Source organism: Agrobacterium sp. CCNWLW32 (assembly GCF_037083425.1).
GTDB classification, from domain to species: domain Bacteria; phylum Pseudomonadota; class Alphaproteobacteria; order Rhizobiales; family Rhizobiaceae; genus Agrobacterium; species Agrobacterium radiobacter.
The window spans coordinates 562725-587889 of the sequence record NZ_JBAOJM010000001.1; the positions used below are offsets into that span (position 1 = coordinate 562725).

Genomic DNA, 25165 nt, shown 5'->3' on the forward strand with positions numbered 1-25165 from the left:
AGGAAACACAATATGGTAATCGGTCTTTCCCACTATCTGACGGTCAGCGCGATCCTCTTCACGATCGGCGTCTTCGGCATCTTCCTCAACCGGAAGAACGTCATCGTCATCCTCATGTCGATCGAACTCATCCTGCTTGCGGTCAACATCAACATGGTGGCCTTCTCGGCCTTCCTGAACGATATCGTCGGTCAGGTCTTCGCTTTGTTCATTCTGACCGTCGCAGCCGCCGAAGCGGCCATCGGTCTTGCAATACTCGTTGTCTTCTACCGCAACCGCGGATCGATCGCCGTCGAAGACGTCAATATGATGAAGGGCTGATAAGGCTATGATCTACAAGGCTATCGTCTTTCTTCCACTGATCGGCTTCCTGATCGCCGGCCTGTTCGGCCGCTCCATCGGCGCCAAGGCTTCGGAATATGTCACCACCGGTCTGATGATCGTGGTCGCCATCCTGTCCTGGATCGTCTTCTTCACCGTCGCGCTCGCCCATGGCGAGCCGGGCGAGGTGATTAAGGTCACCGTGCTGCGCTGGATCCAGTCCGGCGGCATCGATGTCGAATGGGCCTTCCGCATCGACACGCTGACGGCCGTCATGTTCGTCGTCGTCAACACGGTTTCGACGCTGGTGCATCTCTATTCGATCGGATACATGCACCACGATCCGCATCGTCCGCGTTTCTTCGCCTATCTGTCGCTCTTCACCTTCGCCATGCTGATGCTGGTGACCTCCGACAACCTGCTGCAGATGTTCTTCGGCTGGGAAGGCGTGGGTCTGGCGTCCTATCTGCTGATCGGTTTCTGGTTCAAGAAGCCGTCCGCATCGGCTGCCGCCATGAAGGCCTTCATCGTCAACCGCGTGGGTGACTTCGGCTTCATTCTCGGCATTGGTGGCGTGTTCGTGCTGTTCGGCTCGATCAATTTCGAAACGATCTTCGCTGCCGCTGCGACCTATCTGCCGGCTGAAGGCGCTGCCTCCTCGGAAACCGTCATCAACCTGTTCGGCATGCAGCTGGACAAGGCCAATGCGATGACGGGCGTGTGCCTGCTGCTCTTCATGGGCGCGATGGGTAAATCGGCGCAGTTCCTGCTGCACACCTGGCTGCCGGACGCGATGGAGGGCCCGACCCCGGTGTCTGCCCTCATTCACGCCGCAACCATGGTCACCGCCGGCGTCTTCCTCGTCGCCCGCATGTCGCCGCTCTTCGAACTGTCGCATGATGCGCTGACCGTCGTGACGCTGATCGGTGCGATCACCGCCTTCTTCGCGGCAACCGTCGGCCTCGTACAGAACGACATCAAGCGCGTCATCGCCTATTCGACCTGCTCGCAGCTCGGTTACATGTTCGTGGCGCTCGGCGTCGGCGCTTATGGCGCTGCCGTGTTCCACCTCTTCACGCACGCCTTCTTCAAGGCCCTGCTGTTCTTGTGCGCCGGCTCGGTCATCCATGCCGTCGATGGCGAGCAGGACATGCGTTACATGGGCGGCCTGCGCAAGCATATCCCCATCACCTTCTGGACCATGACCGTCGGCACGCTGGCGCTGACCGGCGTTGGTATTCCGGGCACGATGATCGGTTTTGCCGGCTTCTTCTCGAAGGACGTCATCATCGAGTCCGCTTATGCTTCGCATTCGGTTCTCTCGGGCGTCGCCTTTACGCTGCTGGTCATCGCGGCGCTCTTCACCAGCTTCTACTCCTGGCGTCTGGCCTTCATGACCTTCTTCGGCAAGCCGCGCGCTTCCGCCGACGTCATGCACCATGTGCATGAATCGCCGATGGTCATGCTGATCCCGCTCTTCATCCTCACCGTCGGTGCGATCTTCGCCGGTGTGGCCTTCGAAGGTTATTTCTTCGGCCATGAATATGCCGAGTTCTGGAAGGGCGCTTTGTTCACGCTTCCGGAAAACGAGATCCTCGAAGAGTTCCACCATGTTCCGCTGTGGGTGAAGTGGAGCCCGTTCTTCGCCATGGCCCTTGGTTTCGTGACCGCCTGGTACATGTACATCAAGTCGCCCGAGACGCCGAAGCGTCTGGCCGAGACCCATCGTGGCCTCTACCAGTTCCTTCTCAACAAGTGGTACTTCGACGAACTCTATGACTTCCTCTTCGTTCGCTCCGCAAAGGCGCTTGGCCGCTTCCTGTGGAAGAAGGGCGACGTCGCCGTCATCGACCACTATGGACCGAACGGCATTGCAGCGCGTGTGGTTGACGTGACCAACCGCATGGTCCGCCTGCAATCCGGTTACCTTTATCACTATGCCTTTGCGATGCTGATCGGCATCGCGGCGCTTGTCACCTGGATGATGCTCGGGAGTGCCCTCTGATGACCGATTGGCCCATTCTTTCAACGGTCACCTTTCTGCCGCTCGTCGGCGTGGTGCTGCTGCTTCTGACGAATGAGAACGGCCCCTATGGTCGCCGCAACATTCTCAATGTCTCGCTGCTGACGACCGTCTTCACCTTCATCGTGTCGCTGTTCATCTGGATCGGTTTCGACAATTCGAACCCCGGCTTCCAGATGGTCGAGAAGCATGCCTGGTTCGGCAACATTGCCGCCTATCATCTCGGTGTCGACGGCATCTCCATGCTGTTCGTCATCCTCACCACCTTCCTCATGCCCTTCTGCGTGCTGGCAAGCTGGGATTCGATCGAAAAGCGCATCAAGGAATACATGATTGCCTTCCTGCTTCTGGAAGTGGTCATGATCGGCGTCTTTGTGGCGCTGGATACGGTTCTCTTCTACGTTTTCTTCGAAGCGACGCTGATCCCGATGTTCATCATCATCGGCGTCTGGGGCGGCAAGGATCGCGTCTACGCATCCTACAAGTTCTTCCTCTACACGCTTCTCGGCTCGGTTCTGACCATGCTCGCCATCATGGCGATGTACTGGCAGGCGGGTACGACCGACATGACCGAACTTCTGAAGTACGGCTTCCCGGCCGGCATGCAGACCTGGCTATGGCTTGCCTGTTTCGCAGCATTCTCGGTCAAGATGCCGATGTGGCCGGTTCACACCTGGCTGCCGGATGCCCACGTTCAGGCGCCGACCGCAGGTTCTGTCATCCTTGCCGGCGTCATGCTGAAGCTCGGCGGTTATGGTTTCATCCGTTTCTCGCTGTCGATGTTCCCGCTGGCGTCTGATTATTTCGCACCCTTCGTCTTCACGCTGTCGGTTCTCGCCATCATCTACACCTCGCTGGTGGCGATGATGCAGGACGACATCAAGAAGCTGATCGCCTATTCCTCCGTTGCCCACATGGGTTACGTGACCATGGGTATCTTCGCCGCCAACGTGCAGGGCGTGCAGGGCGCAATCTTCCAGATGCTGTCGCACGGCATCGTGTCGGGCGCGCTCTTCCTCTGCGTCGGCGTGGTTTATGACCGGCTGCACACCCGCGAGATTTCGGCCTATGGCGGTCTCGTCAACAATATGCCGAAATATGCCGTCGCCTTCATGATCTTCACCATGGCCAATGTCGGTCTGCCCGGCACCTCCGGCTTCGTCGGTGAATTCCTGACGCTGATCGGCGTATTCCGCGCCAACACGCTGGTCGCGCTCTTTGCGGCAACCGGCGTTATCCTCTCGGCCGCTTATGCGCTGTGGCTTTACCGCCGCGTGATTTTCGGCGCGCTGGAGAAGGAAAGCCTTAAAAGCATGCTCGACCTTTCGACCCGCGAAAAGGTCATCCTTTACCCGCTGGTTGTCCTGACGATCTTCTTCGGCGTCTATCCGGCTCCGGTTTTCGATGCCACCGCCGCATCGGTCGATCTTCTGGTAAACAACTATACGGCTGCACTGCAGGCGGCGCAAAATGTTGCGCTCACTATGAATTGACGACAGGACCCGTTGGACATGACCGCTGAAATCCTTTTTGCCAGTCTGCACATTGCGACGCCCGAGCTGATCCTTGCGGTCGGCGCGCTGGCGCTGCTCATGATTGGTGTCTTCTCGGGCGACAAGTCGACAACGACGGTCACCGGCCTTGCCGTTGCCCTCCTGCTCGTCGTCGGTCTCTGGATCATCTTTGCCCCCGCATCGGGCGTGGCTTTCGGCGGTGTCTACATCGCCGATGCCTTCGGCAACTTCATGAAGGTACTGGCGCTGATCGGCTCCATCACCGCCATGATCCTGGCCGTCGGCCAGGGCCGTTTCGAGCCGATCGGCCGTTTCGAATATCCGGTATTGCTGGTTCTCGCGACCCTCGGCATCCTGCTGATGATCTCGGCCAACAACCTGATCTCGCTCTATATGGCGCTGGAACTGCAGTCGCTGGCGCTCTACGTCGTCTGCGCCATCAACCGCGAAAGCCTGCGCTCCACGGAAGCGGGTCTGAAGTACTTCGTGCTCGGCGCGCTCTCCTCCGGCATGCTGCTCTATGGCATGTCGCTGGTCTACGGCTTCACCGGCAATACCGGCTTCACCGAAATCGCGCAGGTTCTGGCGGCCGAAACCCGTTCGCTCGGCCTCGTTTTCGGCCTGGTCTTCGTTCTCGCCGGTCTGGCATTCAAGATCTCGGCCGTGCCGTTCCACATGTGGACGCCGGACGTCTATGAAGGTGCGCCGACCCCGGTCACGGCATTCCTCTCGGCCGCGCCCAAGATCGGCGCCATGGCGATCCTCGTGCGCATCGTCATCGAGGCTTTCCAGCCGGTCTTTGCCGACTGGCAGCAGATTGTCGTCTTCATTTCCATCGCCTCCATGCTGCTCGGCTCCTTCGCCGCGATCGGCCAGAAGAACATCAAGCGCCTGATGGCCTATTCCTCCATCGGTCACATGGGTTACGCGCTGGTTGGTCTTGCCGCCGGCACCGAAGCCGGTATCTCGGGCGTTATTCTCTACATGACTATCTACATGGTCATGACGCTCGGCACCTTCGCCTGCATTCTCTCCATGCGCCGCAAGGAAATCGGCAATGTCGAGACTGTCGAGGATCTCGCCGGTCTTTCATCTTCCAACCCCTTCATGGCGGTTGTGCTGACGATCCTGATGTTCTCGCTTGCCGGCATTCCACCGCTCGCCGGCTTCTTCGGCAAGTATTACGTCTTCCTCGCCGCCATTGAAGCGAAGCTCTATCCGCTCGCCATCATCGGCGTGATCGGCTCCGTGGTCGGCGCCTACTACTATATCCGCGTCGTCAAGGTCATGTGGTTCGATGAGGCCAAGGACAAGTTCGAGCGTCCGGCTGGCGAACTGAAAGTCGTTTATGCGCTTTCGGCCCTGTTCGTTGTCGCCTTCATCGTCTTTGGCGGTGCGCTCGGCAACGCGGTGACTGTTGCGGCGAAGACCTTCTTTTGAGCAGCACACACAAGCATACGGGTCGGATGTCCATCGATGATTTCCGGCACGAGGCGATGGCGGAAACGCCATCGACCAATCTGGAATGTTTTGCCCGGGCAAGGGCAGGCGATGGCGGCAATCTGTGGGTTACCGCCATCCGCCAGACCGGCGGCCGCGGCCGTCGCGGCCGGCCATGGGTTTCCGAACCCGGCAATCTCTACGCATCGCTTCTTCTGATCGATCTCGCGCCGATGGACCGCATCGGCTCCCTGCCGCTCGCTTTTGCGCTTGCAGTCTATCGCGCCGTTCGCGCGGTGCTGCCGACGAATGGTGAACCGCTGGAGATCAAATGGCCGAATGACGTGCTGATCGGTCGCCGCAAGACCTGCGGCATCCTGATGGAAGCGGAGCTGCTGCCTGACGGCCGGCGCGCCATCGTCATCGGCATCGGTATCAATATCGCCCATAAGCCGGACAATCCGCTTTATCCCGTCACCATGCTCTCCGAACATGGCGCGTCCTGCTCGCCCGACGAGCTGTTCGCCCATCTCTTCCGCGAGACGGCTGATGTGCTGCGGGACTGGGACGAGGGCAGGGGTGTTTCCGGCATAATGACCGGCTGGCGGGCGGCCGCTTGCGGTATTGGCGAACATATCACCGTCAATTTCCCTGATCGTTCGATTGGCGGGCGTTTCGTCGGAATTGATGATAATGGTTATCTGCTGCTGGATGAAGACGAGGGCGCCAGGCGCTCCATCGCCGCCGGCGACGTATTTTTCGGATGAGGTGAACGGCGCGGCCCAGGAAGCCGCGCCGAACCGGTTCCAGAGGTTGGAGCTTTCCTGCGGCTCATGAAATGCAGGGTGACAAACCGGTTCCGCATCGGCCCGGTCGATCAGATGGTTTAACAGGTCCGATGCTGGATAGAGGCGGTGGGCACGGCAAAATGCCGTCGTCCGCGTGCTTTCGTGAATGGATAAGAAAAATAATGGCTAAACAGGACGAACTGGTCTTTATACCGCTCGGCGGTGTGGGTGAAATCGGCATGAATCTGGCGCTTTACGGCTATGGGCCGGAAAGCAAGCGCCAATGGATCATGGTGGATTGCGGCGTGACATTCGCCGGTCTCGATCTGCCGGGCGTCGATCTCGTTCTGCCTGACATCAGCTATATCGCCGAGCAGAAGAAGAACCTCAAGGGCATCATCATCACCCACGCCCATGAGGACCATTATGGCGCGCTGAATGATCTGTGGCCCGGCCTCAATGTCCCGGTTTATGCCTCGCCTTTCACCGCCGGCATGCTGGAAGCCAAGCGCGCTTATGAGGGCACGCGCGCCGAAATTCCGGTAACGATCTTCAAGGCTGGCGACCGTATCAATGTCGGGCCGTTCGAAATCGAAGCTGTTGGCGTCAACCACTCCATTCCCGAGCCGATGTCGCTGGTCATTCGCACGCCGCTCGGCAATGTCATCCACACCGGTGACTGGAAGATCGACGAAGCGCCGTCGCTCGGGCCGTTGACGGATGAGGCGCGCTTCCGCGCCATCGGCGAAGAGGGTGTGCTGGCATTGATGTGCGACAGCACCAATTCGGTGCGCGATGGTGTGTCGCCCTCCGAACACGAGGTTTCCGAAGGCCTGCGCCAGATCATCGAAAATGCCGAAGGCCGCGTGGCGGTCACCACCTTCTCCTCCAATGTCGGGCGCATCCGTTCGATTGCGCAGGCTGCTGAGGCCGCGGGCCGCGAGGTGCTGCTGCTGGGCTCGTCGCTGAAGCGGGTCGTCAATGTCTCGCAGGATCTCGGCATCATGGAAGGCATCAAGCCGTTCCTCGCAGAAGATGAATATGGTTATATTCCGCGCGACCGTGTGGTGCTGATCCTGACCGGTTCGCAGGGCGAACCGCGCGCAGCGCTCGCCAAGCTTTCCCGCGACGAGATGCGCAATGTGGCGCTCGCGTCGGGAGATACTGTCGTATTTTCCTCACGCGCCATTCCCGGCAACGAAAAGGCGATCATCGAGATCAAGAACGGCCTGATCGAGCAGGGCGTGCACATTGTCACGGACAATGAGGCGCTGGTGCATGTCTCCGGCCATCCGCGCCGTAATGAACTTCTGAAGATGTATGAGTGGACGAAGCCGCAGATCGTCGTGCCTGTGCATGGTGAGGCGGCGCATCTGGTGGCGCAGAAGGAACTGGCCGAACAGGCCGGCATTTCGCAGGTACCGAAGGTGCGCAACGGAAATGTTCTGCGCCTTGCTCCCGGCCCGGCCGAGGTTATCGACGACGTGCCGCATGGCCGCGTCTTCAAGGACGGCAATCTCGTCGGTGACATGGACGAGATGGGCATCAGCAATCGCCGCAAGCTTTCTTTCGCCGGCCATGTTGCGGTCAATGTCGTGCTGGACAGCCGTTACGATTTCCTCGGCGATCCCGATGTGGTGCCTTTCGGCCTGCCGGAATTCGATGACGAGGATGAGGCGATGGAAGACACGCTTTATGACGCCGTGCTCGGCGCTGTCGAAAGCATTCCGCGCGCCCGCCGCAAGGATCTGGAGCTGCTGCGTGAAGCGGTGCGCCGCGCCGTGCGCGCCGCCGCCAATCAGAGCTGGGGCAAGAAGCCGATCGTGACGGTTTTCGTCACGAAGGTCTGAGCCGGAAAGCGGGGTATCATCCGCATGCCGTCACCCCGGACTAGATCCGGGGTCCAGCGCGATCAAGTCCTTGATCGCGTAAAGACTCCTTTCACGGCGCAGACGCGCCGTGGCTGGATGCCGGATCATCCTCGGGCTTGTTCCGGGGGCCGGCATGACGGAAGAGAGATCGTCCGCCTTTGTCGGCGACCTGAGTGTGCCTGCTCAAAGCGCGGTTCTGTTCCTCTTTCCAAGGCTTTTTATGCATCTTGCAGGGAATTGATTCCGGTTTGCGGATGAATGCGTTACAAGAAGCGCATTGTGCAGGAGGATCACATGCCGCTTCTTTCGGTCTTCGCCGTTTATTTCATCGTCTGGTGGACGGTGCTTTTTATCGTGCTGCCGATTGGCCTGCGCACCCAGGACGATGAGGGCGATGTGGCGCTGGGGACGGTTGCCAGCGCGCCATCCAGCTTCAAGGGCGGACGTATCGTGTTGTGGACGACCCTGATCTCGGCCTTGATCTGCGGGATCTGGTATGGCGGAACCTGGTGGTTCGGTGTCAGCCTTGATGACCTGCCGAGAATTATTCCCGTTTTCGACTGAAAAAAGCGCGGGCAATGTCCGCCCCCGCCTACATCTGCGCCCTCAACCTGATAGCAAGCCGAAGCGCCTGCCTATGCAAGGGGCAGTCTGCCGTGAATCTGGCTGAGACTCTGTCATATGGATGTCATATCTATCGTGCACACAGCAGGAGCTTGCCGGGTGCCTGATTCATCGCCGTAATTCTACTGGGATTGATGGCCGGGAGCAGGGAAATGCGTGCAGAAGCAAAAAAAAACAAGGCCTTTCAGCCTTGTTTTCAGGTTTCGCGTGATCTGTAACCGTTACCGGGGCTGCGAACGAGCGCGCCTAAGATCTGATCCTCCCAAGACTGACCGCGAAAATGACAAGAATTTAAACTTCCTGCCTCTTTTGTAAGCTAAAGCTAGCTCAAACCCCCATGCTTGTCATCTCATTTTTTGCATATTTGTTACAGTCGGCAAAAAATTCTCTGTGGTGCAATTTGTCGCACCGGATCAAGAATAATATTCCGGCCAAAGCGTTTTGACGCGAATTAGCTATCGTGAAAATACCACAAAATCGCCTTAACGCTCTTTGCATGGCGGGTTTTCATCTGGGTCAGAAACCGCTATATCCGGCGCCAATATCCCTCTATTCGGGGCGATTCCCGCGCCTTTTGGCGCTGTCGTCCACATCAATGGAAGCCGTCATGCGTCTTAGCCGTTATTTCCTGCCCATCCTGAAGGAAAACCCCAAGGAAGCCGAGATTGTCTCTCACCGCCTCATGCTGCGCGCCGGCATGATCCGGCAGCAATCGGCTGGCATCTATTCCTGGTTGCCGCTCGGCAAGCGCGTGCTGGACAAGGTCAACAAGATCATCCGCGAGGAGCAGGACCGTTCCGGCGCCATCGAGCTTCTGATGCCGACGCTGCAGACCGCCGAACTCTGGCAGGAGAGCGGCCGTTATGACGACTATGGCAAGGAAATGCTGCGCATCAAGGACCGCCAGGACCGCCAGATGCTCTATGGCCCCACCAACGAGGAGATGATCACCGACATCTTCCGTTCCTATGTGAAGTCCTACAAGAACCTGCCGCTGAACCTCTATCATATCCAGCTGAAGTTCCGCGACGAGGTGCGTCCCCGTTTCGGCACGATGCGTTCGCGCGAGTTCCTGATGAAGGACGCCTATTCCTTCGACCTGACCAAGGAAGACGCGATCCATTCCTATAACAAGATGTTCGTGGCTTACCTGCGGACCTTTGAGCGCCTTGGCCTGCGCGCTATTCCCATGCGCGCCGATACCGGCCCGATCGGCGGCAATCACAGCCATGAGTTCATCATTCTGGCCGATACCGGCGAATCCGAAGTCTTCTGCCACAAGAGCTTCCTCGACCGAGGCATTCCAGCTGAAAGCACCGATTTCGACGATGTCGCGGCGCTGCAGGGCGTGTTCGACGAGTGGACGACCGATTACGCAGCCACGTCCGAAATGCACGACGAAGCCGCCTATGACGCCATTCCCGAAGGCGAGCGCCTTTCCGCGCGCGGCATCGAGGTTGGGCACATCTTCTATTTCGGCACCAAATATTCCGAGCCGATGGGCGCGAAAGTGCAGGGCAAGGACGGCAAGGAACACCCCGTCCACATGGGTTCTTATGGCATCGGGCCGACACGCCTTGTTCCCGCCATCATTGAAGCATCGCATGACGAGAACGGAATCATCTGGCCGGCCTCGGTCGCTCCTTTCGACGTCGTGATCATCAACATGAAGGCTGGCGATGCGGCCTGCGATGCGGCCTGTGAAAAGCTGTATTATCAGCTCTCCAACGCCGGCAAGGATGTTCTCTACGACGATACGGACGACCGGGCGGGCCAGAAATTCGCCACCGCTGATCTGATCGGCGTGCCGCTGCAGATCATCGTCGGCCCGCGTTCGGTCGCGAATGGCGAAGTCGAAGTGAAGGATCGCAAGACCGGCGAGCGGGAGACCGTGACGATCGAGGCGGCGATGAACAAGGTGCTCGCCTAAGCGCGAATGGAAGACGGAGCGGCTTCACCCGAAGTCCGCTCCGGTTTCGTAGCGCAGATGCAGCAGAAATATGGGCCGGTTTTCGGAAAAGACCGGCCTTGCAGTTTGAGATCAGGGAGACGACATGGCACAAGCCGAGGCTGACAAGGGTGCGGCTGTTTCCGCCGGGGCAAAGACCGCCCGGCCGTTTTCCGCTTTCGAACGTATGGTGGCCTGGCGCTATCTGCGATCGCGGCGCAAGGAAGCATTCATTTCCGTCATCGCCGGTTTTTCCTTTGTCGGCATCATGCTGGGCGTGGCGACGCTTATCATCGTCATGGCTGTCATGAACGGGTTCCGCACGGAGCTGATTTCCCGCATTCTCGGTATCAACGGCCATATGATCGTGCAGCCGATTGACCAGCCCTTCAATAATTATGATGAGCTGGCTAAGAAATTCGCCGCCGTACCCGGCGTCACCATGGCTCTGCCGCTGGTGGAGGGCCAGACATTGGCTTCCGGTCGTGGCGGTGCGGGTTCCGGCGCTCTGGTGCGCGGTGTGCGCCAGGAGGATATCGACAAGGTCAAGGAAGTCGCCACCAACATCAAGACCGGCGACCTCGTCGGCTTCATGGCGGGTGACGGCGTTCTCGTCGGCTCCAGGCTCGCCGCCCAGCTTGGTGTTACGGCGGGTGACGATATCACCCTCATATCACCAGAAGGTGACGTAACGCCGATGGGCGTCAATCCGCGCGTCAAATCTTACAAGATTTCCGGTGTCTTCGAGATCGGCATGTCGGAATACGACGCATCGATGATCTATATGCCTCTGTCCGAAGCCCAGCTTTATTTCAATGCCGACGGCATCGTGCAATCCATCGAGCTTTATGTGAGCCGCCCGGATGATGTCGATGGCATCCGTCCGCTGGTGGAGCAGGCGGCCGAAAGGCAGATCTACATTACCGACTGGAGGCAGCGGAACCAGACCTTCTTCTCCGCCCTGCAGGTGGAACGAAACGTCATGTTCATGATCCTCACCCTCATCGTGTTGGTGGCGGCGCTGAACATCATTTCCGGCCTCATCATGCTGGTGAAGGACAAGGGCAGCGATATCGCCATTCTGCGCACCATGGGCGCAAGTTCGGGCGCGGTGATGCGCATCTTCTTCATGACAGGTGCGGCCATCGGTATGGTCGGCACCTTCGCCGGTGTGGCGCTCGGCGTCATCGTCTGCCTCAACGTGGAATCCATCCGGCAGTTCTTCTCCTGGATTTCGGGCACGGTGCTGTTTGACCCGCAGCTTTATTTCTTGAGCCAGCTTCCGGCAGAAATGGATATCAGCGAAACGATTTCCGTTGTCATCATGGCGCTCACGCTCTCTTTCCTGGCAACGATCTTCCCGGCATGGCGGGCTTCCAAGCTCGATCCGGTGCAGGCCCTGCGTTACGAATAAGGACCGCTTCGCAATATGGCAAAAAAAACAGTGCTGCGGCTCACCGGCGTTGAGAGAACCTATGGTCAGGGCGAGACGTCGCTTTCCATTCTGCGCAAGGCCGATTTTGAATTGAAGAGCGGTGAGATGGTGGCGCTGGTCGCCCCTTCAGGCACCGGCAAATCGACGCTGCTGCATCTGGCAGGCCTGCTGGAACATCCCGATGCCGGCGAGGTCTATATTAACGACGCGCCCTGCAACGGCCTGCCGGATGAAACGCGCACCGCGATCCGCCGCAGCGATATCGGCTTCGTTTATCAGTTCCATCACCTCCTGCCGGAATTCTCGGCGGTGGAAAATGTGATGATGCCGCAGCTCATCGCCGGTCTCACCCAGGCTGAAGCTCGCAAGCGCGCCAGCGCGCTGCTCGACTATATGCGTGTGGGGCATCGCGGCGAACACCGTCCGGCCGAACTCTCGGGCGGTGAACAGCAGCGTGTCGCCATTGCCCGCGCCGTCGCCAACGCGCCGCTCCTGCTGCTCGCCGACGAGCCGACCGGCAATCTCGATCCGGAGACCGCGCATTATGTATTCGACGCGCTGGAGGCGCTGGTGCGCCAATCTGGCCTCGCGGCGCTGATTGCCACCCACAATCATGAACTCGCCGCCCGCATGGACCGGCGCGTAACGCTCGCCGACGGGAAGATCGTCGATTTCTGACCATGGGATTGCGCGGGGATGATCCTCGCGCATCACCATGCCTTCCGGAGCGACCGGAACGACTACGCTGGTCGTTGCCGTGAGGGAACGAGGACGAACCGTCGCGAGCCCGGATCAATCTCTCCGGCGCCTCCTGAAGAATAGCTGTTCTCTGAATTTGATTTTTTTCCGAACCCGGAGGCGTTTTTTGCCTTCGGGTTTTTCGCTTTGGAGTCAGCGGCTTGCCGTTCCCTTGATCGGAACCGAAGGCGATTCTCGTACATTAGCAAGAGGAATATCAGCAGAACCCTGTTGACAATCGAACAAAATGAGAACAAAGTTGGAACATAACGAGTAAGGAGAGACCAATGACTGATTTCATCCGTGACGTTGCTGCTTTCGCTTCCATCGCTGTCTTTGTTGCCAGCTTCTCGGTGATCCTCACCGCCCTGTGAAGAAGACACCGGCGCAGAAGCCTGTATGGACGCCGCAAAGCGGTGGACATTAAGCGCCGGAAATCGGAAAATCGCCCCCTCGATTCAGAATGACAGGATGATGATATGGGCGATACGGTTATGCGTGGAGAGATCTCTGGCGAAACGTTGAAGACGCCCGGTTTCGTCCATCTTCGGGTTCATTCCGCTTATTCCCTGCTTGAGGGGGCGTTGCCCCTCAAGAAAATCATGTCCAAGGCCGTCGCCGACGGCCAGCCGGCCATTGCCATTACCGACACCAACAACCTCTTCGTCGCGCTGGAGTTTTCCGAAAAGGCGCGCGATGAGGGTCTGCAGCCGATCATCGGCTGCCAGCTGTCGATCGACATGCAGGATGCGGCGGAGGATCGCCGCAACCACAACAGCCATCTTCAGAAACTTCCCGCCATCGTTCTACTGGCCGCCAATGCCGAAGGTTATGAGCGGCTGGTGGATATCGTCAGCCGCGCCTATCTGGAAGGCGAGGGCAGTGGCGGTCATTCCGTGCATATTACCCGCGCATGGCTGGAGGAAGCCTCCAATGCCGGCTTGATCGCGCTGACGGGCGCTTCTGGCGGACCGGTGGATATGGCCTTGAAGGAAGGCCATGCAGCGCAGGCGAAAGAGCGGCTGCTGACATTGAAGTCACTCTTCGGGGACAGTCTCTACATCGAATTGCAGCGCCAGTCCGGCTACGACCGTTCCCATGAACGGCGCATGATCGGCCTTGCTTACGAGCATGATATTCCGCTGGTTGCCACCAATGAAGCGTTCTTCCCCTCCAAGGCTGATTACGAGGCGCATGATGCGCTGATGGCGGTGGCGCACAACGCCATCGTCTCCGATGACAGCCGGTTTCGGTTGACGCCCGACCATTACCTCAAGAGTCGTGAGGAGATGGTGGCGCTTTTTGCCGACATTCCCGAGGCGCTCGAAAACACTGTCGAGATCGCGCTCCGCTGCTCCTTCGTGCTGAAGAAGCGTGGCCCGATCCTGCCGCGCTTCACCGGCGCCAGCGACGACCCCGAAGCGGCGGAACGCGCTGAAGCCGAGGAGCTTCGCCGCCAGGCAGTAGAGGGGCTGGATCAGCGGCTGGCAGCGCTCGGCATGGCGGCCGGTTATACGGAGCAGGAGTATCGCGACAGGCTGGATTTCGAACTCGGCGTCATCTCGCGCATGAAGTTTCCCGGTTACTTCCTGATCGTTGCCGACTTCATCAAATGGGCCAAGCAGCATGATATTCCGGTAGGCCCTGGCCGTGGTTCGGGTGCGGGTTCGCTTGTCGCTTACGCGCTTACCATTACCGACGTCGACCCCCTGCGCTTCTCGCTGCTGTTCGAACGCTTTCTCAATCCCGAACGCGTATCGATGCCCGACTTCGATATCGACTTCTGCCAGGACCGCCGTGAAGAGGTGATCCGTTACGTGCAGGCCAAATATGGCCGTGAGCAGGTGGCGCAGATCATCACCTTCGGTTCGCTGCAGGCGCGCGCGGCCTTGCGTGATGTCGGCCGCGTGCTGGAAATGCCCTATGGGCAGGTGGACAAGATCTGCAAGCTGGTGCCCAACAACCCGGCCAATCCGACGCCGCTGTCAAAAGCGATCGAGGAAGAGCCGCGCCTGCAGGAAGAGGCGGACAAGGAGCCGGTCGTCGCCCGCCTCTTGGATATCGCCCAGAAGATTGAGGGGCTTTACCGTCACGCCTCCACCCACGCCGCCGGTATCGTCATTGGCGATCGGCCGCTCTCCAAGCTGGTGCCGATGTATCGCGATCCGCGATCCGATATGCCGGTCACCCAGTTCAACATGAAATGGGTGGAAAGCGCCGGCCTCGTCAAATTCGACTTCCTCGGTCTGAAGACGCTGACGGTGCTGAAGGTGGCGGTGGATTTCGTCGCCAAGCGCGGCATCAAGGTTGATCTTGCCGCCATCCCGCTGGATGACGCCAAAACTTACGAGATGCTGTCGCGCGGCGAAACCATCGGCGTGTTCCAGGTGGAAAGTGCCGGCATGCGCAAGGCGCTGATCGGCATGCGGCCGGACTGCATCGAGGACATCATCGCGCTGGTGGCGCTTTATCGTCCCGGCCCGATGGAAAACATCCCGGTTTATAACGCCCGCAAACATGGCGAGGAGGAGCTGGAATCAATCCACCCGACCATCGACCATCTGCTCAAGGAAACGCAGGGCGTTATCGTCTATCAGGAACAGGTGATGCAGATCGCCCAGGTCCTGTCAGGTTATTCGCTCGGCGAAGCCGATCTTCTGCGCCGCGCCATGGGCAAGAAGATCAAGGAGGAGATGGACCAGCAGCGTGAGCGCTTCGTCGATGGCGCCATCAAGAATGGCGTCTCGAAGCCGCAAGCCAACACCATCTTCGACCTTCTGGCGAAATTCGCCAATTACGGCTTCAACAAGAGTCATGCCGCCGCCTACGCCATCGTGTCCTACCAGACCGCCTATATGAAGGCGCATTATCCGGTAGAGTTCCTCGCGGCCTCCATGACGCTCGATATGGCGAACACGGAAAAGCTCAACGATTTCCGGCAGGATGCAGGCCGCCTTGGCATCGAGGTCGTCGCACCTTCGGTGCAGACGTCCTTCCGCCAGTTCGAGACGGGTGAAAACCGCATCTATTATTCGCTGGCCGCCATCAAGGGCGTAGGCGAGGGTGCGGTGGAACACATCGTCCAGGTTCGCGACGGCAAGCCGTTCACGAGCCTTGAGGATTTCTGCCTGCGCATTGACCCCAAACAGATCAACCGCCGTGTGCTGGAAAGCCTGATCAATGCCGGCGCTTTCGATTGTTTCGGCCGCGACCGCGCCGAACTGATCGGCGGGCTGGACCGCATTATCGGTTATGCGCAGATGGCGCAGAACAATCGCACCATCGGCCAGTCGGACATGTTCGGTTCCGGCGGCGGCAACGGCCCGGAAAAGCTTGTCCTGCCCGCTTTCCAGCCCTGGCTCGCTTCGGAAAAACTGCTGCGTGAATATCAGGTTCTCGGTTTTTACCTCACCGCCCATCCTCTCGATACCTATCGCCCCGTGCTGGAAAAGTTGCGGGTGCAGAATTTCGCCGATTTTTCAGCGGCGGTGAAACAGGGTGCGACCGCCGGGCGTCTGGCCGGCACCGTCACCGGCAAGCAGGAACGCAAGACCCGCACCGGCAACAAGATGGGAATCGTCACCTTCTCGGATGCATCAGGGCAATATGAGGCGGTGCTGTTTTCCGAAGGGCTCGGCCAGTTCCGGGATCTGCTGGAAGTCGGCAAATCGCTTGTTATCACCGTGCAGGCGGAAGAGCGCCCGGAAGGCATCGGCCTGCGTATACAGACGGCGCAGTCGCTTGAAGAGAAATCCGTGCAGATGCAGAAGGCTCTGCGCGTTTATGTGCGCGATTCCGGTCCGCTGAAAACGGTCGCCCGCCATCTCAACACCAAGGGTGACGGCTCGGTCTATTTCATCGTCATCAAGGATGAAGGCAGCCGCGAGATCGAGGTGGAACTGACGGAGAAATACCGTATCTCGCCGGAAATCGCCGCTGCGCTGCGGTCCGCACCCGGTGTCGTTGACGTGGAACTGGTGTGAGGCTCGCGCCTCACACGTCGCTCATACCGGCCCTTCTTTCGTAACGGTGATGAAGTCCGTTCCGGCGCCTGTTTCCATCTGGTGACTAATGTCGGAAACGGTGATCGAGCTGCCGCTTGAAAGCTCCTGTTCGATACGGCTGCGTATCTCTGCGGGTATTTCGAGGCGGCTGAGCACGGCGCTCAATTGATCGAAGCCGCCAGGGGCTTCGGTAACGGTGATTCCGAGCCGCTTGCGGGCTGCCGCCGGCAGGTGGTTTTCGAGCGTCACGCCGTTCCATTCGGCAGTTCCAGCCGCGCGGTCCACGGTAACAGCCTCGAAGAAGTGGGTTCCGAGCGCCACTTCCGGGTCCTTGATGTCGATGGCTGCTTCGAACAGCGGTTTGAAATCCTGCCGCACCATGATCTGGCCGGTCGGCGGATGGTCTTCACCGGCGGAGGCATAAAGCGCCGCCACGAAGGCGTCGGTCAGAAGCGGCCCGGTGGTCTTCAGCCCCTTCCAGCGCTTGAAACCATTGATTGCGCTGATCGTCATCTCTCCGGTGTAACCATCGGCAGAACCAGCATCGAAGCCGAGACGGGTCAGCACGGTTTGAATATCCATCACCTTTTCGCGCTCGCCACGCCGGGTGATGAGAATGCGCAGGGGTGAGGGTTCTCTGGCCTTCGCCGCCGGCTTGAGGGACTGGGTCTTTTCATTGACGGCAACCTCAACCGTGCCCAAGGCTGCATCGAATGTCGCCGGGCGCAACTCCACATCCGAAAGAAGCAGCTTGCCGTCATCGGCATCGTCGCGTGGAACAAACAGCGCCGGGTGCTGTACGAAACGCAACGAGACCGGGCGGTCGGTGATGATGACATGGACGCCAGTGCGCGTGTCGCCGAAAAGTGACTTGGCGAATTTGGAAGGCAGGCGCACGCAGCCATGCGAGGCCGCATAGTTCGGCACCTTGCCTTCGTGCAGCGCGATACCGGACCATGTCAGCCGCTGCATGAAGGGCATGGGTGCAGCCGAATAGATATTCGACTCGTGGTATTTCCGCTTTTCCAGAATGGAGAATATGCCGCTCGGCGTCTCATGACCGGCCTTGCCGGTGGAGACTTTCGAGGTGGCGATGATTTCGCCATTTTCATAAAGCGAGAGCGACTGATCGCTTTTTGATACCAGAATCTGCAGCGCGCGGCTGTCAGCGGCAAGCGCCGGAAAGGCGAGAATGCTGGCCGACAGCATGCCAGCCATAAGACGGAGGCGAAGGGACATGACGCAATACACCACATGCACAAAACTTGCCTCACTCAACCACGCGAAGTTTAATGAAGTTTAAGGACGGCTTATCCCGAACATCACTAATTTGTGTAAAATCTAAAATATATCGGGCACGACGTGACGGGGGCCAGATTGCGCGACCCTTCGCACAACCCAGCGGGCATTATTTGCGTGTTCCGAAAGTATAGCCGGTCTCGACGCTGCCCTTGCCGAACTTGTCGCGCAGCTTGTCCATCGCCGCTTCCGCCGCCGCCCGCCGTCCCGCCTGTCTGTCGACGAGATCGGGAGGGTCGGCGAGGCCCGCATCGCGCAGATCGCTGACGCCAATGCCGATGAGGCGAAATTTGGTGCCGTCGGTTTCTTTCTCCAGCAGCGAGAGGCCGGTGCGGAAAATCCGGTCGGCAAGCTGCGTGGGATCGTCCAGCCTGCGGTTGCGGGTGCGGAGCTTGAAGTCGGCCGTCTTCATCTTCAGCACCACCGTCTGACCGGCAATGCCGCTTTTCTTCAGCCGCCAGGCAACCTTTTCGGATAGAGAGCGCAGGATCGGCACCAGATCCTCATGGCGGGAAATATCGTTGAAAAAGGTGGTTTCGGAAGACACGCTTTTGACGGGGTCGTTATTATGCACGTGCCGCTCGTCAATGCCGCGGGAAAGCCGGAAGAGGCGCTGCCCCATCACGCCATAACGGCGCATCAGCTCGCTTTCCTCCATCTCTTGCAGCTGCGCGATCATGCGGATACCGTCCGCTTCCAGCGTCGCCGCAAAGGCCTTGCCCACGCCCCAGATGGTGGTTACCGGCCGCGCCGCCAGAAAGGACAGCGCTTCCGCTTCACCGATCACTGAAAAGCCGCGCGGTTTTTGCAGGTCGGACGCGACCTTGGCGAGAAATTTGCAATAGGAAAGCCCGGCTGAAACGGTCACGCCCACTTCCTTTTCCACGCGCCGGGCGAATTTCGCCAGCACACGGGCCGGTGGATCGTGATGCAGCCTCTCGGTGCCGTAAAGATCGAGAAAGGCCTCGTCTATGGAAATTGGCTGCACGAGCGGCGTCAATTCCTGCATCATCGCCCGGATTTCGCGCCCGACACGGCTGTATTTCTCCATGTCCGGCTTGATGACCACCGCGTCAGGACAGGCTTCCAGCGCCTTGAACATGGGCATTGCGGAGCGCACGCCCTGAATGCGGGCGATATAACAGGCGGTGGAAACGACCCCGCGCTTGCCGCCGCCAATGATGACAGGCTTGTCGGCCAGTTCCGGATTATCCCGTTTTTCAACAGAGGCATAAAAGGCGTCGCAGTCGATATGGGCGATGCTCAGATCGTAGAGTTCGGCGTGATAAACAAGGCGCGGGCTGCCACAGGCGCGGCAACGCCTCAACCCTTCTGGCTGGCCGGCCAGACAGTCGCGGCAAAAACCGGGATCATAAGGGTGCGACGTGGACATGAGCCGAAAACAAAACCAGAACGTCGCCGACCATACTCCGGCCGTGACGACGGCTCAAGGGCCTCGTCCGTCAATACACGCCCGAATCGAGCCCCGGGCCGGAAAAGTGATGCCAGGCGGCCGCCACTGTTTCGGGTGACGTGTCGGTCGCGGCGCAAAATGCCATGAGATCGGGTTCGTGGCTCATAAGAAAATCGGTGAGCCCTGCCAGAAAGCCGGGATCGTTGACGGCCTGGCGCAGCATGTTGGCCTGCAATCCACTCAGCGCCAGAAAACGCGCCAGCATGTCCGGCTCGTTTGCCAGCCAGCCAAGTATGGCGGCCGCCGTTTCTTGCGGATCCTGAGCGGCATTGCCTTTGTTTTTCGTATCGCGCAGCATTTCTTCCCCGAAGTTACCTATTTTGAAACCAAATCCCTCTAGCCTTGCGCAACAAATGGACGATGGAATCGGTTCTCTGACACCCTATATGTCTGGATGAAGGTTTCAAAGCGAAACGGGGACTGCTCACCATGCCCAAGCAGGTCATGATAGTCGAAGATAACGAGCTGAACATGAAGCTCTTTCGCGACCTGATCGAGGCGTCTGGTTATACGACGATCCAGACGCGCAACGGCATGGAAGCGCTCGATCTCGCCCGCAAGCACCGCCCGGACCTCATCCTCATGGATATCCAGCTACCGGAAGTTTCGGGGCTGGAGGTGACGAAATGGCTGAAGGAGGATGACGAGCTGCATGTCATTCCGGTCATCGCGGTCACGGCTTTCGCCATGAAGGGCGACGAGGAACGTATTCGCCAGGGCGGATGCGAGGCCTATGTGTCGAAGCCGATTTCCGTTCCGAAGTTCATCGAAATCATCAAGACTTATCTGGGCGATGCGTGAGGCGACTGGGGAACGGTTATGACGGCGAGAGTTCTGGTTGTTGACGATATCCCGGCCAATGTGAAGCTTCTCGAAGCGCGTCTTGTGGCGGAATATTTCGATGTCGTCACCGCCGAGGATGGCTTCAAGGCGCTGGCCATCTGCGACGAGGAGCAGGTCGATATCATCCTGCTCGATATCATGATGCCGGGCATGGACGGGTTCGAGGTCTGCGAAAGGCTGAAGGCCAATCCGAATACGGCGCATATTCCGGTCGTGATGGTCACCGCACTCGATCAGCCGTCGGATCGCGTGCGCGGCCTCAAAGCCGGCGCCGACGATTTTCTGACCAAACCGGTCAACGACCTGCAGCTGATCGCCCGCGTCAAAAGCCTGGTCCGCCTCAAGGCCGTCAGCGATGAGCTGCGGCTGCGCGCCGAGACCGCACGGCAGATCGGCATCGAGGAGATGCTGCGCAGCGATGGCCTGATGCAGACGCCCGGCCGCGTATTGGTGGCGGACGGCCGCGCCAGCTCGCAGGAACGTATCGTCCGGGCGCTCAAGCCGATTGCAGAGGTCGATGCTGTCACGGAGCCGCAGGCGGCGCTGCTCAAGGCGGCGAGCAATCCCTTCGAACTCGTCATCGTCAATTCCAATTTCGAGGACTACGATCCGCTGCGGCTGTGCTCGCAGCTTCGCTCGCTGGAACGCACCCGTTTCCTGCCGCTGCTTCTGGTGGCGGAGCAGGGGGCGGATGAGATGGTGGCGCGCGCGCTCGATCTCGGCGTGAACGATTATATTCTCCGCCCGATCGATCCGAACGAACTCGTCGCCCGCTCGCTGACGCAGATCAGGCGCAAGCGTTATAACGAGCATCTGCGGCTCAATCTCCAGCACACGATGGAACTTGCCATTGTCGACGGGCTGACTGGCCTCAACAATCGCCGCTACCTCGACAACCACCTGAAGATACTGTTCGACCGCGCCGCCGTTCGCGGCCGTCCGATCTCCATCTGCATGACCGATATAGACCGCTTCAAGCTGGTCAATGATACCTATGGCCATGATGTCGGCGATGAGGTGCTACGGGAGTTTGCGGCACGCATCCGCAGCACGGTGCGCGGTGCGGATCTTGCCTGCCGCTATGGCGGCGAGGAGTTCGTCGTCGTCATGCCCGATACGCCGATAGAGCTTGCGGCAAGTGTCGCCGAGCGCCTGAGGGCGATCGTGGAGGACAAGCCCTTTTATGTCCGTTCCATCGATCGGGAATTGAGCATTACCGCCTCTCTCGGCATAGCCACCAGCAGCGGCGCCTTCGGTGCGCCGGACGAAATCCTGAAACATGCGGACAAGGCGCTTTACGAGGCGAAACACGCCGGCCGCAACCGCGTCGTGGCGGCCGCCGCTTGAACCGGCGGCGGCGGATTAACTAAAAATATTCCGCAATCTCTCCGTCATGTCCCGGCGAAATATTCGCTCGGAAATCGGGCATGGACACCGCCAGACTGCAAGCCATTGACCTTGGATGTATTTTATCGTTTTGCAATGAAAGGGTGCAGCTTAACGATATAAATAGAGTTCAAGTTGAAAAACACGTTGAATTCAATCTCTCCGGCAACTATAGTGTGCCAGCTTTGTATACTTAACCATGTTTCCCAGGTGATATGTCTCTGGCTTAAGAATTTCTTGATTTTTATTTTACTTCTGCGCACACTCACAATCGAGAATAACAGTTCTTCCGGCGGTTTATCCGTCTTGCGATGATGAATGATTGCGGCTTAGCCGTCGCGATTTCGCTCGTCAGGGGCTGGTATTGCGTAGTTTGAATGCCCCATGATGCTCAGGTCCGCCGCATCTCCTGAATCGTGGGGTCGGTCGGCTGACGATGTCCGAATCGGTTCCTCGTGCCGTAATCACATCGTTGGCCGACCGCCTTATTTCCGAAAATTGCCTGCTCTTGGTACACGCGTTGCAGCGTAGCGGCTTGCGCAGTCGTCTTCCTTACGCGACGAGGTCGTGACGCGGCAGGGGCGGATGGCGGTAACCCCCAGCATACCCTCTGAACACATGAACGATTGCAGTGGTGAGTGGTGCGTCAGACCATGTGGTCGGACTCATCGATAACCTGCGTCCACACGTTGCCAATGACTGCACAATTTCCGCGGCGGCAGGAGGCAGGCCCCTTGTTTTCCCGCTGGGAAGCCTCTGGGCGCAAAGGGCTTGTGGCCACTTCTTCTGCTGGGTACAAACAAAAAACGCGCCCATTGGGCGCGCTTTTTGCCGGAGACCCGATCAAGAAATTACTTGATCTTGGTTTCCTTGAATTCAACGTGCTTGCGTACAACCGGGTCATACTTCGTCTTCGTCATCTTGTCCGTGAACGTACGGCTGTTCTTGGTGGTGACGTAGAAGGTACCGGTGTCGGCTGTCGACAGCAGCTTGATCTTGATTGTTGTAGCTTTCGCCATGGTCGTCCTGCCTTTAAACAAAAGAGAAGCCGCAGGCGCTTCTCACCTCGGCTAAATCTGGCGCGAAACTACGTATCGCGCCCGAAAAGTCAAGCCTGTTTTGCCCGGAAAACAAAACGGAACCCATAAAGCACCACGTAAAGCCCGAAAAATACGGCAAGCGCCCAGGCGAAACCATCGGTGCCCGCAACATCCATGGAAATGCCGACGGCCTGTGGTCCTGCAATGGTACCCATGGCGTAACAGAAGATGAAGGCGGCATTGGCGGCCACGAGATCTGCGCCCTTGAGGCGCGAGCCGAGATGGGTGAGGCCGACGGTATACATGCCGGAGACGAGGCCACCCCAGAACAGCAGCAGCGCCGCCACCAGAAGCCAGCTTTCCACCAGAACCGGCAGCGCCAGCGTGCCGCAAACGCCCGCAAAGGCCATGAGGGCGAGCATGGTGCGCCGATCCTTCATCCGGTCGGAAAGCAGGCCGATCGGTATCTGGAAGACCATGTTGCCGATTCCCATGACGGTCAGCAGCAGCGCCGCCTGCGATTCGTTGAAGCCCTCACGGGTGGCGTAGATGGGAAAGAGCGACAGGCCGCCTGCCTGCACCGAACCGAACACGAAAGCCGCGGCCGACGCCATCGGCACCAGCCAGACGTAGCGGACGAAGTGGTGATTGGGCCGCTCGTCCAGCTCCGGGCTCTCGCCGCGCGCCATGAAGATGGGGATAGCGGCCAGAAGGATGATCGCCGCGCCGACGAAGAAGGGCAGGATGCCTTCGCTGCCGACGACGGAAAACAGCAATGGACCAACCGCGAAACCGACCGCAAGGCCGGTCGCGTAAATGCCGAGAACCATGCCGCGTTTTTTCGGCGGCGCGGTCATGTTGATCCAGTATTCGGAGAGAATGAACAGCGTCGTGGTCGCGCCATGGAAGACGATTCGCAGCGGAAACCACATCCAGAAGGCTTCGGCGAAATAAAAGCCGAGTGCGCTCAGCGCCGAAATCAGGACCGCGAGAAGCATGGTTCGCGCCACGCCGAAATCATGGGCGATCTTGCTGGTCACCGAGGCGGCCATCATCGCCGCGACACCCGCCATGGCCGAATTCACCCCGATCATGGTCGAGGAGATGCCGCGCTTCTCAAGGATGATCGACAGGAGCGGCAGGCCGAGACCGATGGCGACACCCACCGCACTGATGGCGGAAATGGCGGCGATCAGTGAGGGCCAGTGAATGGCGTCCGCTTCTTCGCATTTCATTTGTGACATGACGGCCTTTATACAAAGTCTCGAATGAACCGGCCGTGGCGCGTGATATAGAGCCGCGCGGGGCTTTCAAAGGGCAGTGAGGGATCACCTATCATGAGTTTTGTGACATCTTCGAGAACCGTACGTGTGATTTTGGGCATGTTCAGACCGGAAAGGTCTGTCATGTCAAGCCATTGCACGTTGGAGAGCTCGTCGGAATCACGGGTGAGCCTGACATCGAGCCCCAACTCATCGGCATAACAGCAGAAGAATCGCGTGTCGTAGCGCCGCACATTACCGGGTGGGGTGATGGCGCGAGCCACATATCGGAAACGGGAGAGATCAGGACCTTCGGCACCCATTCCGAGGTTCACGCCGGTTTCCTCGAAAAGCTCGCGCGCGGCGGCCAGCGCCAGAGCCCGCGCGCCAGCGGCACTCAGGCGGCGCGCCGCCGAAGCGGTGAGGCTGTTGAGGACGGCAGGGTGCAGATCACCGGAAAAGGGCAACGCATGGTCGCGCGGATCGCGTTTGCCGCCGGGAAAGACATAGGCGCCCGGCATGAAGACGTGGGCGCTGCTGCGCTGGCCCATCAGGACCCTGGGTCCTGAGCCGGAACGGTCGAAGAGGATGATGGAGGCAGCGTCTCGCGGCCGCATGGGAGCGCTCACCGTTTCGGGGTCCCGGGAAAGCTCAGGCACGTGCAAGGTCCTGCTCACGTCAGTGAGACGAGCCGTCTATCTGCACTTTTTGCTGTTTTCGATCAAAACCGTGCATTCGCAGCGCCCATTGCAGGCCGATGACGCCGCCCTTGATCGGTTGCAGCGTCAAAAGTGCGGACAGAATGGTGATCGGCACCCAGATGGCGAAATGCGCCCACATGGGAATGTTGAGGACCATATCCGTCATCATGAAGCCGCCAACGGCGATATGGCCGATGATGACGATGGAGATATAGGGCGGCAGGTCGTCCGAACGGTGATGATGCATTTCTTCGCCGCAGGCCGCGCAGGCGTCCACCGGCTTCAGCCAGGCCCGGAACAGGCGGCCGCTGCCGCAGGCCGGGCAACGATTGGCCATTCCCCGCATGATCGAGCGGCCAAGCGGCCGTTCCGCGCTATCGTCTCCGAAGGTGACCGTTTCCGAGCCCTGATGTGCACTCATCCTTAAGTCCTTCTCCCGTTCGTTCAACCGCCT

20 protein-coding genes are annotated in these 25165 nt (G+C 59.2%); 13 read left to right on the forward strand and 7 right to left on the reverse strand.

Annotation, left to right across the window (positions count from 1 at the left end):
• The first annotated feature begins 12 nt into the window (after positions 1 to 12).
• From nuoK to dnaE, 11 genes are all read left to right on the forward strand, one after another.
• Entirely contained in the window at positions 13 to 321 is a 309-nt protein-coding gene (nuoK, locus tag V6R85_RS03005; protein ID WP_003502389.1) for an NADH-quinone oxidoreductase subunit NuoK, read from the forward strand.
• Positions 322 to 328: 7 nt separating this feature from the next.
• Complete coding sequence (gene nuoL, locus V6R85_RS03010) at positions 329 to 2326, forward strand: NADH-quinone oxidoreductase subunit L (protein ID WP_035261474.1); 1998 nt, start codon at positions 329 to 331, stop codon at positions 2324 to 2326.
• Complete coding sequence (locus V6R85_RS03015; RefSeq protein WP_080866092.1) at positions 2326 to 3837, forward strand: NADH-quinone oxidoreductase subunit M; 1512 nt, start codon at positions 2326 to 2328, stop codon at positions 3835 to 3837. The genes nuoL and V6R85_RS03015 overlap by 1 nt, the downstream gene beginning before the upstream one ends.
• Positions 3838 to 3855: 18 nt before the next feature.
• The gene (gene nuoN, locus V6R85_RS03020; protein ID WP_003502395.1) at positions 3856 to 5298 is read left to right on the forward strand and encodes an NADH-quinone oxidoreductase subunit NuoN; all 1443 of its coding nucleotides are present in this window, start codon (positions 3856 to 3858) and stop codon (positions 5296 to 5298) included.
• Positions 5299 to 5324: 26 nt separating this feature from the next.
• Positions 5325 to 6065 carry a biotin--[acetyl-CoA-carboxylase] ligase gene (locus tag V6R85_RS03025; protein WP_162695518.1) on the forward strand — a complete coding sequence of 247 codons (741 nt, stop codon included), beginning with the start codon at positions 5325 to 5327 and terminating at the stop codon, positions 6063 to 6065.
• Positions 6066 to 6268: 203 nt separating this feature from the next.
• Positions 6269 to 7936 carry a ribonuclease J gene (locus V6R85_RS03030; protein ID WP_003502399.1) on the forward strand — a complete coding sequence of 556 codons (1668 nt, stop codon included), beginning with the start codon at positions 6269 to 6271 and terminating at the stop codon, positions 7934 to 7936.
• A 279-nt stretch (positions 7937 to 8215) separates the two neighbouring features.
• On the forward strand, positions 8216 to 8521 hold the full coding sequence (locus V6R85_RS03035) for a DUF1467 family protein (protein WP_003502403.1): 306 nt from the start codon (positions 8216 to 8218) through the stop codon (positions 8519 to 8521).
• 667 nt (positions 8522 to 9188) lie between these two features.
• On the forward strand, positions 9189 to 10511 hold the full coding sequence (proS, locus tag V6R85_RS03040) for a proline--tRNA ligase (protein ID WP_003502405.1): 1323 nt from the start codon (positions 9189 to 9191) through the stop codon (positions 10509 to 10511).
• Positions 10512 to 10635: 124 nt separating this feature from the next.
• Positions 10636 to 11943 carry a lipoprotein-releasing ABC transporter permease subunit gene (locus tag V6R85_RS03045; protein WP_003502407.1) on the forward strand — a complete coding sequence of 436 codons (1308 nt, stop codon included), beginning with the start codon at positions 10636 to 10638 and terminating at the stop codon, positions 11941 to 11943.
• Between the two features lie 15 nt (positions 11944 to 11958).
• A complete protein-coding gene (locus tag V6R85_RS03050) occupies positions 11959 to 12642 on the forward strand; it encodes an ABC transporter ATP-binding protein (protein WP_003502409.1) in 684 nt (227 codons plus the stop codon).
• A 539-nt stretch (positions 12643 to 13181) separates the two neighbouring features.
• Positions 13182 to 16685, forward strand: coding sequence for a DNA polymerase III subunit alpha (gene dnaE / locus V6R85_RS03055; RefSeq protein ID WP_111834310.1), 3504 nt, complete (start codon positions 13182 to 13184; stop codon positions 16683 to 16685).
• 21 nt (positions 16686 to 16706) lie between these two features.
• Here the strand turns inward: dnaE and V6R85_RS03060 are convergent, their stop codons facing one another.
• The 3 genes from V6R85_RS03060 to V6R85_RS03070 all read right to left on the reverse strand — a co-directional run bounded on the left by V6R85_RS03060 (position 16707) and on the right by V6R85_RS03070 (position 19777).
• Positions 16707 to 17945 (reverse strand): L,D-transpeptidase family protein, encoded by a 1239-nt coding sequence (locus V6R85_RS03060; RefSeq protein ID WP_111834311.1) that lies wholly within the window; start codon positions 17943 to 17945, stop codon positions 16707 to 16709.
• A gap of 169 nt (positions 17946 to 18114) precedes the next feature.
• A complete protein-coding gene (locus tag V6R85_RS03065; protein ID WP_111834312.1) occupies positions 18115 to 19398 on the reverse strand; it encodes a DNA polymerase IV in 1284 nt (427 codons plus the stop codon).
• A gap of 70 nt (positions 19399 to 19468) precedes the next feature.
• Entirely contained in the window at positions 19469 to 19777 is a 309-nt protein-coding gene (locus V6R85_RS03070) for a DUF3572 domain-containing protein (protein WP_111784503.1), read from the reverse strand.
• A gap of 131 nt (positions 19778 to 19908) precedes the next feature.
• Between V6R85_RS03070 and V6R85_RS03075 the strand changes: the two genes are divergently transcribed.
• Positions 19909 to 20280, forward strand: coding sequence for a response regulator (locus tag V6R85_RS03075; protein WP_003496409.1), 372 nt, complete (start codon positions 19909 to 19911; stop codon positions 20278 to 20280).
• An 18-nt stretch (positions 20281 to 20298) separates the two neighbouring features.
• Complete coding sequence (locus V6R85_RS03080) at positions 20299 to 21669, forward strand: PleD family two-component system response regulator (protein WP_020810760.1); 1371 nt, start codon at positions 20299 to 20301, stop codon at positions 21667 to 21669.
• Positions 21670 to 22559: 890 nt separating this feature from the next.
• Here V6R85_RS03080 and rpmG read toward each other — a convergent pair.
• The 4 genes from rpmG to V6R85_RS03100 form a co-directional block, all read right to left on the reverse strand.
• A complete protein-coding gene (gene rpmG, locus V6R85_RS03085; protein ID WP_003496403.1) occupies positions 22560 to 22727 on the reverse strand; it encodes a 50S ribosomal protein L33 in 168 nt (55 codons plus the stop codon).
• 89 nt (positions 22728 to 22816) lie between these two features.
• Positions 22817 to 23983, reverse strand: coding sequence for an MFS transporter (locus V6R85_RS03090; RefSeq protein WP_162695539.1), 1167 nt, complete (start codon positions 23981 to 23983; stop codon positions 22817 to 22819).
• A gap of 17 nt (positions 23984 to 24000) precedes the next feature.
• The gene (locus V6R85_RS03095) at positions 24001 to 24627 is read right to left on the reverse strand and encodes an NUDIX hydrolase (RefSeq protein ID WP_003502427.1); all 627 of its coding nucleotides are present in this window, start codon (positions 24625 to 24627) and stop codon (positions 24001 to 24003) included.
• Positions 24628 to 24688: 61 nt separating this feature from the next.
• A complete protein-coding gene (locus tag V6R85_RS03100) occupies positions 24689 to 25132 on the reverse strand; it encodes a DUF983 domain-containing protein (RefSeq protein WP_003502429.1) in 444 nt (147 codons plus the stop codon).
• Positions 25133 to 25165 lie beyond the last annotated feature (33 nt).

Excerpts from the sequence above, each read along its gene's own strand:
- V6R85_RS03075 (WP_003496409.1), top strand. The coding sequence starts at position 19,909 with ATGCCCAAGCAGGTCATGATAGTCGAAGATAACGAGCTGAACATGAAG.
- V6R85_RS03080 (WP_020810760.1), top strand. The coding sequence starts at position 20,299 with ATGACGGCGAGAGTTCTGGTTGTTGACGATATCCCGGCCAATGTGAAG.
- proS (WP_003502405.1), top strand. The coding sequence starts at position 9,189 with ATGCGTCTTAGCCGTTATTTCCTGCCCATCCTGAAGGAAAACCCCAAG.
- V6R85_RS03095 (WP_003502427.1), bottom strand. The coding sequence starts at position 24,627 with ATGCGGCCGCGAGACGCTGCCTCCATCATCCTCTTCGACCGTTCCGGC.
- V6R85_RS03065 (WP_111834312.1), bottom strand. The coding sequence starts at position 19,398 with ATGTCCACGTCGCACCCTTATGATCCCGGTTTTTGCCGCGACTGTCTG.
- nuoK (WP_003502389.1), top strand. The coding sequence starts at position 13 with ATGGTAATCGGTCTTTCCCACTATCTGACGGTCAGCGCGATCCTCTTC.
- V6R85_RS03060 (WP_111834311.1), bottom strand. The coding sequence starts at position 17,945 with ATGTCCCTTCGCCTCCGTCTTATGGCTGGCATGCTGTCGGCCAGCATT.
- V6R85_RS03070 (WP_111784503.1), bottom strand. The coding sequence starts at position 19,777 with ATGCTGCGCGATACGAAAAACAAAGGCAATGCCGCTCAGGATCCGCAA.
- V6R85_RS03045 (WP_003502407.1), top strand. The coding sequence starts at position 10,636 with ATGGCACAAGCCGAGGCTGACAAGGGTGCGGCTGTTTCCGCCGGGGCA.
- rpmG (WP_003496403.1), bottom strand. The coding sequence starts at position 22,727 with ATGGCGAAAGCTACAACAATCAAGATCAAGCTGCTGTCGACAGCCGAC.
- nuoN (WP_003502395.1), top strand. The coding sequence starts at position 3,856 with ATGACCGCTGAAATCCTTTTTGCCAGTCTGCACATTGCGACGCCCGAG.
- V6R85_RS03025 (WP_162695518.1), top strand. The coding sequence starts at position 5,325 with ATGTCCATCGATGATTTCCGGCACGAGGCGATGGCGGAAACGCCATCG.
- dnaE (WP_111834310.1), top strand. The coding sequence starts at position 13,182 with ATGGGCGATACGGTTATGCGTGGAGAGATCTCTGGCGAAACGTTGAAG.
- V6R85_RS03050 (WP_003502409.1), top strand. The coding sequence starts at position 11,959 with ATGGCAAAAAAAACAGTGCTGCGGCTCACCGGCGTTGAGAGAACCTAT.
- V6R85_RS03015 (WP_080866092.1), top strand. The coding sequence starts at position 2,326 with ATGACCGATTGGCCCATTCTTTCAACGGTCACCTTTCTGCCGCTCGTC.
- V6R85_RS03090 (WP_162695539.1), bottom strand. The coding sequence starts at position 23,983 with ATGAAATGCGAAGAAGCGGACGCCATTCACTGGCCCTCACTGATCGCC.
- V6R85_RS03100 (WP_003502429.1), bottom strand. The coding sequence starts at position 25,132 with ATGAGTGCACATCAGGGCTCGGAAACGGTCACCTTCGGAGACGATAGC.
- V6R85_RS03030 (WP_003502399.1), top strand. The coding sequence starts at position 6,269 with ATGGCTAAACAGGACGAACTGGTCTTTATACCGCTCGGCGGTGTGGGT.
- nuoL (WP_035261474.1), top strand. The coding sequence starts at position 329 with ATGATCTACAAGGCTATCGTCTTTCTTCCACTGATCGGCTTCCTGATC.
- V6R85_RS03035 (WP_003502403.1), top strand. The coding sequence starts at position 8,216 with ATGCGTTACAAGAAGCGCATTGTGCAGGAGGATCACATGCCGCTTCTT.